A 13414-nucleotide genomic window follows, 5' to 3' on the forward strand; every position below is an offset into this window, starting at 1 on the left:
GGAAAATGCGGCCGTGACGAGCGCGCCGTGAGATACGACGACACAGTAGACGACATAGTAAACACAGAAGAGGACGCGCAATGGAACCCCTGTTTCGCAGCGGTGGGAAGGCGGCGGACTACCGGGACCCAGAGCTCAGCCCGGAGGGTGCCTTCACCACCACCGAGCCACTGTCCGCTGGCCAGCGGCAGGCTCACGAGCGCCTGGTGGAGGAGTGGAATCACCAGCTCGAAGGCGCGACCGCCGAGGAGATCATCGACTGGGCCAGCACGCACGTCACTGGCCCCATCGCCGTAACGATGTCGATGCAAGACACGATCCTCGCCGAGCTCACCGACGGGAAGCTGGACAACGCCGAGCTCGTCTTCCTCGACACCGGATACCACTTCCCCGAGACCATCGAGACTCGCGACAAGGTCGAGCAGCGCTACGAGCTTCCCCTGCGCAACATCACCCCGGTGCTCACCCGGGAAGAACAGGACGAGGTCTACGGCCCCCGGCTCTACTCCACCAACCCGACCGCGTGCTGCCGCATGCGGAAGGTGGAGCCGCTGGCCAGGATGCTCGACCCCTTCGAGGCGTGGATCACCGGCATCCGTCGCGTCGATAGCGCGCTGCGGGCCAACACTCCCGTCCTCGAGGTCGATCGCACCGGCCGGCTAAAGATCAACCCCCTCGTGGAGTGGTCGGACGAGCAGGTCGAGAGCTACATCGCCGATCACGACCTCATCATCCACCCACTGACTACCCAGGGTTATCCCTCCATCGGTTGCGCCACCTGCACCCTGCCCGTTGCGGAAGGCCAAGATCCACGCTCCGGCCGCTGGGCCGGTTCCTCCAAGACAGAATGCGGACTTCACACATGAGCACTCCAACCACCATCGATACTTCCCTTTCCCCGCACCTCGCAGCGCTCGAGGCCGAATCCATCGAGATCCTGCGCGAGGTAGCCGGCCAGTTCGACCGCCCCGCGCTGCTGTTCTCCGGCGGCAAGGACTCGGTCGTTGTCCTCGAGCTGGCCAAGCGTGCCTTCCACCCCGCGCCCGTGCCCTTCGAGTTGGTGCACGTGGACACCGGGCACAACTTCCCCGAGGTCATCGAGTTCCGCGACAAGATCGCCGCCGACCCGAAGGTGTCGCTGCACGTCGCCCACGTCCAGGACTGGATCGATAGCGGCGCGGTGCAGGAGCGCCCGGACGGTACGCGCAACCCGCTGCAGACAATCCCACTCGTGGAGACCATCCAGAACCGCGGCTACGATGCCGTGCTCGGTGGCGCTCGCCGCGACGAGGAGAAGGCCCGCGCGAAGGAGCGCGTGTTCTCCGTTCGCGATAGCTTCGGCGGTTGGAATCCTCGCCGTCAGCGCCCCGAGCTGTGGGGGCTGTACAACGGCCGTCACCAGGCCGGGGAGAACATTCGCGTGTTCCCCATTTCCAACTGGACCGAGGCGGACGTGTGGGACTACATCCGCGACCGCAACGTTGAGGTTCCGGAGATCTACTACGCCCACACCCGCACCGTGTTCAACCGCGGCGGCATGTGGCTGACCCCCGGCGAATGGGGCGGCCCCAAGGAGGGCGAGGAGCTGGTGGACAAGACCGTGCGCTACCGCACCGTGGGCGACATGTCCTGCACCGGCGCCGTGGAAAGCACCGCCACCACCATCGCTGACGTGATCGACGAGATCCGCAGCTCCACCACCACCGAACGCGGCGCCACCCGTGCCGACGACAAGCTCAGTGAATCCTCCATGGAAGACCGCAAGAAGGAAGGCTACTTCTGATGACCGCTACCCTGACCCAGCAGCTGCCGACCCTACGGTTGTGCACCGCCGGTTCCGTCGATGACGGCAAGTCCACCTTCGTGGGCCGCCTGCTCCACGACACGAAGTCCATCCTGGCCGACCAGTACGAGTCCGTCGAGCGCGCGTCCACCGCCAAGGGCCTGGAAAACCCGGACCTCTCGCTGCTCGTTGACGGCCTGCGCGCCGAGCGCGAGCAGGGCATCACCATCGACGTGGCCTACCGCTACTTCGCCACCGACAAGCGCAGCTTCATCCTCGCGGACACCCCGGGCCATGTGCAGTACACCCGCAACACCGTCACCGGCCTGTCCACCTCTGAGCTGGTCATCGTCCTCGTCGACGCCCGCAACGGCGTGATCGAGCAGACCCGCCGCCACCTCCAGGTTGCTGCGATGATGAAGATTTCCCAGGTCATCGTGGCCGTCAACAAGATCGACGCGGTGGACTACTCCGAGGAGGTCTTCAACAACGTCAAGCGCGACGTTGAGGCCCTCGTCGAGGAACTCGGCCTCGCCCACGTGGACGTGATCCCCACCAGCGCCCTGCTCGGGGACAACGTGGTGGAGCGCAGCTCCAACACCCCCTGGTACACCGGGCCGTCCGTGCTGGAACTGCTGGAGACCGCCCAGCCGGCCCAGTACTCCCAGGACGTTCAGCGCGGCTTGCGCTTCCCTGTTCAGATCGTCATCCGGGACCATGCCACCGATTACCGCGGCTACGCCGGACGGGTCGCAGCCGGGCAGGTCAGCCGTGGAGACGTCGTCCGTGCCGGAGGCTTGGAAGCCGTCATCGAGGGCATCGATGGCCCTCAGGGGGAGCAGGAGACTGCTACCCGCGGCGAGTCCGTGACCCTGCGCCTCGACCGCGACATTGACCTGTCTCGCGGCGACCTCATCGCCGCAGGCGCGGACGTGCCCGCGCCGCAGCAGACCTTCGAGGCTACCGTGTTCCACCTATCCGAAACGCCCGTGCAGGTGCGGGGCAACGTGCTCATCCGCTACGGCAGCGCTCTGGTGCGCGGCCGGGTCGATTCCATCGACGGCGATCGCACGCAGCTGCAGCTCAACGACATCGCGACCGTCCGCATCACCGTGGCCGAGCCCCTGCCGGTGGAGCCCTACCGTCGCAGCGGCAAGGTCGGCAGCCTGCTCATCGTCCACCCGCAGACCGGCGACACCCTGACTGCAGGTTTGGTGAAGTAACCATGGCGCGCCCCATCATCTGCTTCGCTCACGGATCCAGGCATCCGCACGCCGACCAGGCCGTGCAGGAGATCGCCGACGCCGTGCGGCAGGGCAGTGGTGCGGGCGCATATCCGGCCTACCTGGATTTCAACCCGCGGACGCTCACCAACGTTGCCCACCTACTGCGCGCCGACGGATACGACGAGGCCACCGTGGTTCCGCTGCTCTTCACTGACGCGTTCCACATGCGCCACGACGTGCCAGCGGCCATCGACGAGGCCGAAGCTGCCACCGGCATCACCCTGCACCTCGCCAAGGGGCTGGGCACGGGGGAGACCATGGTGCGCGTCGTCTCCGACCACATCCGCAATTACCTGCAACCGCAGCACACGAAGATTGCCCTGTTCAACGTGGGCAAGCCCGTGCCCGACTTTGCTCAGCGCCTCGCCGCCGCCACCACAGCACGCGAGGCCCGCAGTTTCTCCCTCAACGACCGCGACGAATTGCTGGCCTACGCCGACCCGGCGGACACCCTCGTGGTGCCCCTGTTCGTCTGTCCGGGCGTGCTGTGGGACCAGCTCTGTGAACGAATGCCCAGCGGACTGGCTCGTGCGCCGCACCTCGGTGCGGCGGTCGCGCCAGCCGTGATTGCTCAAGCACAGCACTAGCACAGCACTAGCTCTCCACTAGCTTTCTGAAAATCCCAAGGGTAGACCCTCATGAAAATTCTCATCTTCGCTCTCGTTGGCCTCGCCGCCCAGATGGTGGACGGTGCCCTCGGCATGGCATTCGGCGTCACCGCCACCACCTTGCTCATCTTCTCCGGCCTGGGCCCCGCCCACGCCTCCGCCGCCGTTCACTTCGCGGAGCTCGGCACCACGCTGTTCTCCGGCCTGTCGCACTGGCGGCTGCGCAACGTCCACTGGCCCACCGTGGTGGCCCTCGGCGTGCCAGGCGCGATCGGCGCTTTTGCCGGTGCGTATCTGCTGTCCAACCTGTCCACGAAGGCGGCCGAGCCAGTCGTCTCCACCATCCTGGTTCTGCTCGGTGCGTACGTGCTGGTGCGCAGTGTGGCGGTGCCGTGGCGCCGTGCGGATAAGGTGCAGCCGGCGTCCACCACGCGCCGGTCGCGTCTGGGCCTGTCGGTGTTGGGCCTGACAGGTGGCTTCCTCGACGCCTCCGGTGGCGGTGGCTGGGGTCCCGTCACCACCTCCACCCTCATGAGCGTGGGCAAGGACGAGCCGCGTCGCATCATCGGTACGGTGAACACCGCTGAGTTCCTCGTGGCGGCGTCCGCATCGGCGGGTTTCATCGTGGGCATGAGCAACGACCTCGTGCAGTCGTGGCAGCCCGTCCTCGGCCTGCTCATCGGCGGCGCGATTGCCGCGCCGATCGCCGCGTGGGCGGTGACCGTGATCAAGCCGGAGGTACTCGGTGCGGTCGTCGGCGCCCTGCTGATGTTCCTCAACTCCACGCGCCTCATCAATTACTTCGGCTTCGCCGGTGTGGTCGCGGTCCTGCTGCTGGGGCTGGCCGTGGTGGTCGCTCTCGTACTGGTACGGAAGCGGTCGCTGCTGGCTCGGTCGCTGGCTGGTGACGACGCCGGTTCCGACACCGCTGATAGCACCGCCACTGACACCACCCCAGAGCCCCCGCACACCGATCATGAAAAAATTCTCGCCGAATATCGTTATAAGTGATATCGGTCACAATACGGGGTAGAAAGGGGCATAAATAACCCCCAAACTCCCACCACTTTTACTGAGACGGGCACAATTTCGTGCCCGTCTTTGTGTTTCCCGGCACAATGGAGGATGGCCTAGATATCTCGTATATCTTGTATCTCTTCAGTGAAAGGTTGGAATAGTGCCAGCAGACGCTACCCTTCGTGCCGTCATCTCCCCGCTCGCCACGGCCACCGCCCGCCGCAGCGACATCGTTGAGCAAACCAACGCCGCGGATATCTTCGATCACATCCGCCCGTCCACCCCGGACTTCGCCGAGGCACTCGACGCCGCCTATTCCACCTCCGCGCCCGTCCTCGTCGGCACCGGCGAAATCACCTTTGACTCCCGCCTTGCCGCAGCCTCCGGCGCCGCGCACTTCCTCGTCGCCGGCACCTCCCAGGACATCACCACCCTCCAGCTCGCTAGCGGCCAGCTCGTTCGTTCCGGTGTGCGGCCCGCAGGGATCTGTATTCTCGACGCCACCTCGGGGCATTCCAACGCCCTCGAAGCTGAGGGGCAGGCCATTAAGTTCGTGGCTCTGGAATCCATCGGCTCCGCCGAGCGCCGCACTCCCGTCATCGGCCCCGAACTGTTCGAGCGCAACCTCATCGCCAAGGCCCGGGCGAAGCAGGCCCACATCGTGCTGCCGGAAGGCGACGATGACCGCATCCTCACCGCTGCCCACCAGCTCCTCGAGCACAAGGTGTGCGCGCTGACCATCCTTGGCGATCCCGATGCGATGGCCCAGCGCGCCAAGGAGCTCAACCTGGACCTCTCGGGCGCCACGCTCACGGATCCCACGCAGGGCACCCAGCTCGAGGAGTTCGCCCAGGAGTTCGCCGAGCTGCGCAAGCACAAGGGCGTGAGCCTGGACGATGCCCGCGAGACCATGAAGGACATCAGCTACTACGCCACGATGATGGTCCACAAGGGCATCGCCGACGGCATGGTCTCCGGCGCCGCCCACACCACGGCGCACACCATCAAGCCGAGCTTCCAGATCATCAAGACCGCGCCGGGCTCCTCCGTGGTCAGCTCCATCTTCCTCATGGTCATGGACGGTGTGCTCTGGGCCTTCGGTGACTGTGCCGTCAACCCGAACCCCACCCCGGATCAGCTCGCGGAGATCGCCGCAGTGTCCGCGCAGACCGCCGCGCAGTTCGGCATCGACCCGAAGGTCGCCCTGCTCAGCTACTCCACCGGCACGTCGGGTGCTGGCGAGGACGTCGAAGCGGTGACTGCCGCCGTCGAGAAGGCAAAGCAGGATCACCCCGATCTGCAACTCGATGGTCCCCTTCAGTTCGACGCCGCCGTGGTCCCCTCCGTCGGCCAGAAAAAGATGCCGGGATCGAGCGTGGCTGGCGAGGCCACCGTCTTCATCTTCCCCGACCTCAACAGCGGCAACATCACCTATAAGGCGGTACAGCGCACCGCCGATGCCCTGGCAGTCGGCCCGATCCTCCAGGGGCTCAACAAGCCCGTCAACGACCTGTCCCGTGGCGCCACCGTGCCGGACATCGTCAACACCGTAGCCATCACTGCGATCCAGGCTGGCTAGGTAGCGCTCTCTTACACCCTCTTACTCTCACTCACTCAGCCCCACTCATTCTCGCGAAGGAAAGACATGTCCGACACTCCGTACGTTCTGGTTCTCAATTCCGGCTCTAGCTCCATTAAGTTCCAGGTTCTCGACCCCGCGGCAGACGCTGCCCAGGACCCGTTCGTCTCCGGCATCGTGGAACGCATCGGTGAATCCAGCGGCCACATCGCCATTAAGACGGAAACCTCGAAGATGGAGGACAGCCGCCCGATCCTCAGCCACTCCGTGGGTCTGGAGCGCGCCTTCGGCATGATGACGCTGCTCGGTGTGGGGCCGCAGGACCTCAACCTCGCGGCGGTCGGCCACCGCGTGGTGCACGGTGGTGCCACCTTCACCGAGCCTGTCGTTATCGACGACACCGTCATCAGCAAGCTCAAGGGCCTCATCCCCCTAGCGCCGCTGCACAACCCCGCCAACATCGACGGCATCGAGAACGCCCGGGCGCTGCTGGAGCACGTCCCCCACGTGGCAGTGTTCGATACCGCCTTCTTCTCCACCCTGCCCGAGGACGCGGCAAACTACGCTATCGACCGCGAGGTGGCGAAGAAGTATGACATCCGCCGCTACGGTTTCCATGGCACCAGCCACCACTACGTCTCCGACAAGGTCCCCGGCCTGCTGGGCAAGCCGGCCGAGGATGTCAACCAGATCACCCTGCACCTGGGCAACGGTGCCTCCGCCGCGGCGATCCGCGGCGGCGAGGCCGTGGACACGTCCATGGGTCTGACCCCGCTGGCCGGCCTTGTGATGGGCACCCGCTCCGGCGATATCGACCCGGGCATCATCTTCCACCTGGAACGCTCGGCCAATATGAAGGTCGACGAGATCGACACGCTGCTCAACCGCAACTCCGGTCTCAAGGGTGTTTCGGGCGTTAATGACTTCCGCGAGCTCAAGGAGCTCATCGAGTCCGGTGATGAGAACGCGAACCTGGCCTACGGTGTGTACATCCACCAGCTCCGTCGCTTCATTGGCTCCTACATGCTGATCCTCGGCCGGTTGGACGCGATCACGTTCACCGCGGGCGTGGGTGAAAACTCCGTCAACGTGCGCCGAGACGCCATGGCGAACCTGGAGAACTTCGGCATCAAGATTGATGAGGCCCGCAACAACAACGAGGACGGCATCGAAGGAGCACGCGAGATCTCCACCGATGACTCCACGGTCAAGGTCTTCGTGGTGCCCACCAACGAAGAGCTCGCCATTGCCCGCCAGGCTAAGGCGCTGGCTGACGAGGCTTAGTGAGTTAGAACCCCAGAGTTAGAACCAAGTGGCCGGGCGGATGTTATTCGCCATGTCCACCAGCCGGTAGCGGTGGCGGGGGAACTGTGACTGCCGCGCAAGCAAGCGCAGGCCCGCCTCCAGGCCGGTGCGTAGGCCCCGCTCGGTGAACTCCACATCGAATAGCGGGGCATCATTACTGGGGGTGGCTTTCTGGTCCCGCAGCCAGCTCAGGGCCGCCGCCAGCACAGCCAGCCGCACCTGCGGCAGGCGGGGTTCGTTCGTGGGCATGATCTCCAAGCGCCGGGCCGCGCGCCGAATGCGCGACTCCGTGAGGCTGGCATGGTCGTTAACCAGCATCAAGATCGTGGTCAGCCGTGCCAACCGGCTGTGCTGAGACGAGGATGGCACGCGGTCGAGCGCCGCCACGGCGCTATCCACCAACCCTTCGGCCTCCAGCTGGCGGGCCAGGCCGAAGCCACTGGACACTGTCGTGGGGTTCGTGGCCCACACCAGGCCATACAGGCGCATCGCGTGAAAACGCAGCGCCTCGGGATCGTTGGTCAGGTGGTTCCAGTCCGGAACCGCCGAGTAATCATCCACGGGAACTCGCTGAGCATACGCCAGGGCAGAGGCCACGCGGGCGGCGTCGGCTGAAAGAAGTTGCTGCGTGTTCACACCCTGCTGCTGCAGCATGAGCTCATCGGTGGCGGCCAGTGCCAACTTCGGCGCAGGCTCGCCGGGAAGGATGTAGAGCACCCGGTTGAAAAAGCGTTGCGCGGCGGAGAAATCGCTGCCGAGCAGGGCAGCCACGCCCGAATGCCAGTGGAAACGCCAGTCGTTGCGCAGGCGCGGCTCGAGCTCGTGCAGCAGCTCGCGGGCCTCGTGCGTCTGCCCCAGGTCGAGGCGGGCGCGCACCATCGCCAGGGGGATCTCCACGGAGTTTGACAGGTTCGGCTGCTTCAGCGACTGCGCAAGGGTATCGAGTAGGTCGGACGCCTCGGTGTAGCTCGTCGCCGATAGCAGCCCGAAGCCCGGATCGGAGGAGTCCGCCAGGGGAGTGGGCAGTGCTGCAATGACCTCCGCGGCGCTGATCTCAGCGGAGCGCTCGATGCCGTCGACGAGCTGGTCGGTGCGGAAAACGGCGTGCTTTGTGCCGAAGGTGGAGCGCTGCGCCGTGAAGCGCGTGTTGAGGTGCGGATACTGCCGCCCGTCGCGGATCGCTAACACCTCGCGCAGCACGCCCATGAGCTGATTCGTCATGGCCGTCGCCGAGCTGAATCGGACATCCGGGTTCGGATCCGTGGCGCGCAACAGCAGTCGGTAAAGCGACAGGTACTCGCGGAACAGTGGCTCCTCATCCGGGGTGGGAAGGCCGTCGGCGTAGGCGCCGTTGGTGACTGGCAGTTTCACGACGAGGGAGGCGAGCGTGCGGCCCACCGTGTAAATATCCGTGGCCACCGTCGGGCCGGTCTGCGCCACCTCCGGGGCCTGGAAACCCTTCGTGCCGAAGATATGACCGTAGGCGCCGATGCCGGTCACCGCGCCCAGGTCGATGAGCTTGACCTGGTCCTCGGTGATGATGATGTTGTCCGGCTTCAAGTCGTTGTAAACCACCCCGCGGGAGTGAAGGTAGTCCAGCGCCTGCAGGATCTCCAGGATGTAACCGATGGCGATGTCCACGTCGAACACCCCACTGGACAGGCGCCTGCGGCGCGACCGCAACGACGGGCCGCCCACGAACTCCATGACAATGAACCCGCCGGGGCTGCGCGGATCATCGATGAAGTTGAAGATCTTCACGATGCCCGGGTGGGTGATATCCGCAAGAAACGCCCGCTCGGACTCCGCCACCGCGGCCTCGTGCGGATTCTCCGTGGCCATCATTCCCTTGAGCACCACGTAGCGATCGGCCACCTTGTGATCGATCGCGATATAGACCCAGCCCAGGCCACCGTGGGCGATGGGGCCCAGGATCTCGTACTGGCCGGCGATGATGTCGCCCCTCTTCAGCGACGGCGCCTCCACCCCGCGGGCGATCTCCTCGCTGGGATCCACCACGGCCGTTTCCGGCTCCGTGGGAGAGACGAACGGCAGGCGCACCATGCCGCCAGCCACCGTCGCTCCCTGGCGATGTGTGCCGCGGCGCTTGCGGAACGTGCTGAGAGCCTCGCGCCGGGAGCGCTCGTCGGAATCCTCCGCGCTGTGCGTCGTGGTAACGGGGTCGGTGTTGACATCCGTGGTGTCTTCAGCGTTCGCTCCCGCGCTCGCGTCCGTATCACCGTCCGTATCCGCGAACGGGTCAAACGCGACCGCCGCCGTAGTGGTCTCCCCATCGGAATCGGCAAACGGGTCGAAGGGCACCGCCTCGGTGACTTCGGTGGGCTCACTGTGGTTATTGCTGGGGTTATCGCTATCACTCATGGGAATTCACCTGCCCTCGCATCTGCTCCAGCTCCGCCGATTGCTCTGGGGTGCGGTACGTCATCGGCAACGACGGTGCCGGTCCGAGGTACTCGGCCATCCACTTGTCGTACAGCTTCTTCCACGTCCCATCGTTGCGGATGCGCTCCAACGTGCTATTGACCTGCCGCACCAGCCCCGCGGTGTCCCGGGTCTTGGTGGGCGGGGCGAAGGCCACGCCGTAGTAGGAATCCTCACCGTAATCGCCGGTCAGCGTGGTGTACGGATCCTGCGCCTGAAGGCCGGACAGAATTGCGTCGTCGGTATAGATCGCATCCACCTGGAAACGCTGCATCGCCATCAAACAATCAGTCCAGGTGCGGGTGTGCATGATCCGACCGATCTGCAGACGTTCCGCTTCATTAAATGAGGTGGAATCGCGGGCCACGCACACCGTTTTGCCCTTGAGGTCCTTGAAGCTCTTGATCTCGGAATTGTCGAGCACCAACAGTCGCGGATTGACCTTGAGGTAGGGAATGGAAAACTCCAACTGCTTCTGCCGCGGGCGGGTGATCGACATAGTGCGAATGATCATGTCTACATCACCCTGGTCTAGGGCCTCCTCGCGATCCCTCGTCTCCACGTAGCGGAACTCCACCCGCGACGGATCGCCGAAAATATCGCGGGCGACTTCGCGCGCCAAGTCCACCTCGAAGCCCGCCAAATCACCCGTAACCGGATCGCGGAATCCCAACCGGTTGAGCGATTGGGCAACACCCACGATCACGCGACCGCGCTTGACGATTGCCGGAATGCGCTCCTCAGGCGTGGCATCGTCCGGCCGCAACGAGCCAAACGGAGGCTTATTCTGCTGCTGCTTGCTGCCGGAACCATCCGCCTCACCCGGGTACACGTATTGCGCCCCCACGGGCAGAGCATTGTTCGCCTGATCCTGCGGCTCCGGCCACTGCGGCATCGCCGGGCTTGGTGCCGAGCACGCTGCGCAGGCGGCCAATAACACGGTGGAATACAGGGCGAGCTGGTGGCGTCGAAAAGAAAACATCAGAGGAACTCCTGCAACCGGGGGCGAGTGCCGAGAATCACGCAGACACCAGAGATGATTGTCAGGGCGAGGACTAGACCCGTGACGCGGCCGGCGGCGGCGCGGCCCTCCACGAGCAAGTCGCGGAGATCCTTGCGCGTGTCCGAAATGAGCTCGGTAAGCTGCTGATCCACCACGTCGAAGTCATTGGTCTGCAGCGCCGTATCGAGCGCCTGAGAATAATTGCCGTTCTGCAACTGCGACACCATGAGCGCGTGGGTTTTATCCCAATCGACCAACGCCTCACGGGCCTGGTCAACGCGGCTGGGGGTGCTAACGGAATCGCGGAGGTTATCCAACGTGGTGTCGATGGAAGACACAGACTTGGAAAACTCCGCCTGGCGGCCCGAGCCGTAATCGCGCTCGATGAGGCCCAGCGCCTCCTGCGTGCGGGCCTGCTGCACCTCAATGCGAGCCTGCGTGAGCTGCTCCAACGGCTGCACCGTACCCTGCACCCCCTTCGTGCCCGCATTCCACAGCAGCACCGACGACACGGAGGTCCACGCCAAGGCAAAGATCATGAGACCCGTGGCGAGCAGATAACCGATGTTGAGGCGGCGGTTGGTCATCGCGGCCAGCCAGAACTGGGCGATGATCAACATGATCACCGCGGCCACGAGGCCAGACAGAGGGAACCACAACGGGGTGACCAGCCGAGCCTCCTGGTCCGAGACCTGTCGGGACGTGCGCTGATACAGCTCCTCCGCGGCCGGCAGCATCGTGTCCTGCATGAGCACCGAGCCCTGGGAAAGATACGAGGCGCCGACCGGGTTGCGGAGGCGATCGTTGGTCTGGGCCGTGGTGATCAGCTGCACATACTCCGGCAGGGCCGTTTGGATCTTGAGCACCAGTTCCATCTCGCGCGACTGGTTATCATTGATACCGCTCGTGGCGCGGACGATCGCCGAGGACGCATCGCGCATGGCCTTGTGATAGGCCTCCACCGAGGAATAATCGCCGGTGTTCTTCTGCAGGAAACTCGTGGTCGCCACCGAATCGGCCACGGACAGGGAGTTGAACAGCTCCTGGGAAGCATTGGACAGTGGCTCGGTGCGGGAGACCAGCGTGTCCAGCTGCGACTGCCGATTACCGGCGCTAAAGACCATTGCGCCGCCCGCGGCGAGGATCGCGATCACCAAAATCGTGGACACGATGGTGAGCAAGCCGGGCGTGGTCCGGGCGAAACTGGCAAATCGGCGGGGAGCTTCCAGCGCCGGATTCACCAGCCCGCGAATCGACCCATTGCGACCGGCTGGGGAATCATCGCGATCCATCCAACGGTCGGCGTCGAACGCGGGAACAGGTGGCATGGCCAAAAGTATATACGCCGCTGGGTGAACCTACCCCGAATTTTCCTTGTGCGTGTGGCACACTGGATCGCATGATCACTGTCAGCTCCCTGACCAAAGCCTATGGTGGCACCACAGTTGTGGATGACCTCAGCTTTGAGGTTAAGCCCGGCATCGTCACCGGCTTCCTCGGCCCCAATGGCGCGGGCAAGTCCACCACGATGCGCATGATCGTGGGGTTGGATAAACCCACGCGCGGCACAGCCCTGGTCGATGGGAAGCGTTACTCCGACTACTCCCGGCCGCTGGAGAAGGTCGGCACGCTGCTCGACGCGAAGTGGATGCACCCCAACCGCTCGGCAGCCAACCACCTCAAATGGATCGCCGCCACCAACGGCATCTCGGCTAAGCGCGTGGACGAGGTGCTGGGGCTGGTTGGCCTCAGCGACGTTGCTGGCCGCAAGGCGGGCAAGTTCTCCCTCGGTATGGGTCAGCGCCTCGGCTTGGCAGCGGCGCTGCTCGGCGACCCGGATGTGCTCATGCTCGACGAGCCCGTCAACGGCCTGGACCCGGAAGGCATCCGCTGGGTGCGCGACTTCGTCCGCGCCCTCGCGGCGGAGGGGCGCACCGTGTTGGTGAGCTCGCATCTGCTCAGTGAGATGGCGCAGACCGCCGACCACCTCATCGTCATTGGCAAGGGCAAGCTGGTAGCCAACGCCAGCACACACGACTTCATCAAGAACGCATCCGAAGCAACCACCGTGGTGCGCACCGATCACCTCGAGGAGATGCAGAAAGCGCTGCGCGAGGAAGAGGTGCGCTTCAGCCTGGGCACGGACGCCGAGGGGCGCACCACCGTGCTCATCCCCAATAGGGATTCGGATTGGGTTGGCGCCTTGGCCTACACCTACGGCTTGCTGCTGCGCGAGCTGTCGGAGACCCGCCCGAGCTTGGAAGATGCCTTCATGCGCATGACCGGCGACGCGGTGGAGTACCACGCCAGCGTTGGACAGCCGGGCCAGAACCAGCCGCGCCAGAACCAGCCGCGCCAGAACCAGCCCACCCCACCGGAAGGACGATAATC

General features: G+C 64.8%; 11 protein-coding genes. 8 read left to right on the plus strand and 3 right to left on the minus strand.

The window, feature by feature from the left end; genetic code table 11:
* Positions 1-80: 80 nt before the first annotated feature.
* The 7 genes from LA343_RS03490 (at position 81) to LA343_RS03520 (ending at position 7557) form a co-directional block, all read left to right on the plus strand.
* The gene (locus tag LA343_RS03490) at positions 81-866 is read left to right on the plus strand and encodes a phosphoadenylyl-sulfate reductase (protein WP_025401977.1); all 786 of its coding nucleotides are present in this window, start codon (positions 81-83) and stop codon (positions 864-866) included.
* The gene (gene cysD, locus LA343_RS03495) at positions 848-1783 is read left to right on the plus strand and encodes a sulfate adenylyltransferase subunit CysD (RefSeq protein ID WP_025401978.1); all 936 of its coding nucleotides are present in this window, start codon (positions 848-850) and stop codon (positions 1781-1783) included. The genes LA343_RS03490 and cysD overlap by 19 nt, the downstream gene beginning before the upstream one ends.
* Positions 1783-3006 carry a sulfate adenylyltransferase subunit 1 gene (locus tag LA343_RS03500; RefSeq protein WP_182841001.1) on the plus strand — a complete coding sequence of 408 codons (1224 nt, stop codon included), beginning with the start codon at positions 1783-1785 and terminating at the stop codon, positions 3004-3006. Before cysD ends, LA343_RS03500 begins: the two co-directional genes overlap by 1 nt.
* Before the next feature lie 2 nt (positions 3007-3008).
* On the plus strand, positions 3009-3656 hold the full coding sequence (locus LA343_RS03505; RefSeq protein WP_025401980.1) for a sirohydrochlorin chelatase: 648 nt from the start codon (positions 3009-3011) through the stop codon (positions 3654-3656).
* A 51-nt stretch (positions 3657-3707) separates the two neighbouring features.
* Positions 3708-4688 (plus strand): sulfite exporter TauE/SafE family protein, encoded by a 981-nt coding sequence (locus LA343_RS03510; RefSeq protein WP_025401981.1) that lies wholly within the window; start codon positions 3708-3710, stop codon positions 4686-4688.
* A gap of 196 nt (positions 4689-4884) precedes the next feature.
* Positions 4885-6273, plus strand: coding sequence for a phosphate acetyltransferase (gene pta, locus LA343_RS03515; RefSeq protein ID WP_396021876.1), 1389 nt, complete (start codon positions 4885-4887; stop codon positions 6271-6273).
* A 66-nt stretch (positions 6274-6339) separates the two neighbouring features.
* On the plus strand, positions 6340-7557 hold the full coding sequence (locus LA343_RS03520; protein ID WP_025401983.1) for an acetate kinase: 1218 nt from the start codon (positions 6340-6342) through the stop codon (positions 7555-7557).
* Between the two features lie 18 nt (positions 7558-7575).
* Here the strand turns inward: LA343_RS03520 and LA343_RS03525 are convergent, their stop codons facing one another.
* The 3 genes from LA343_RS03525 to LA343_RS03535 are packed head-to-tail and all read right to left on the minus strand — an operon-like array spanning position 7576 to position 12351.
* Positions 7576-9960 carry a serine/threonine protein kinase gene (locus LA343_RS03525; protein ID WP_025401984.1) on the minus strand — a complete coding sequence of 795 codons (2385 nt, stop codon included), beginning with the start codon at positions 9958-9960 and terminating at the stop codon, positions 7576-7578.
* Positions 9953-11002: a glutamate ABC transporter substrate-binding protein gene (locus LA343_RS03530; RefSeq protein ID WP_025401985.1), complete on the minus strand. Its 1050-nt coding sequence runs from the start codon at positions 11000-11002 to the stop codon at positions 9953-9955. The genes LA343_RS03525 and LA343_RS03530 overlap by 8 nt, the downstream gene beginning before the upstream one ends.
* Entirely contained in the window at positions 11002-12351 is a 1350-nt protein-coding gene (locus LA343_RS03535) for a GlnX family signal transduction membrane protein (RefSeq protein WP_039910850.1), read from the minus strand. Before LA343_RS03535 ends, LA343_RS03530 begins: the two co-directional genes overlap by 1 nt.
* 71 nt (positions 12352-12422) lie before the next feature.
* Here LA343_RS03535 and LA343_RS03540 point away from each other — a divergent pair, with 71 nt between their 5' ends.
* Positions 12423-13412, plus strand: coding sequence for an ABC transporter ATP-binding protein (locus LA343_RS03540; protein ID WP_025401987.1), 990 nt, complete (start codon positions 12423-12425; stop codon positions 13410-13412).
* Positions 13413-13414 lie beyond the last annotated feature (2 nt).

Source organism: Corynebacterium falsenii, from assembly GCF_020099275.1.
Lineage (GTDB): Bacteria > Actinomycetota > Actinomycetes > Mycobacteriales > Mycobacteriaceae > Corynebacterium > Corynebacterium falsenii.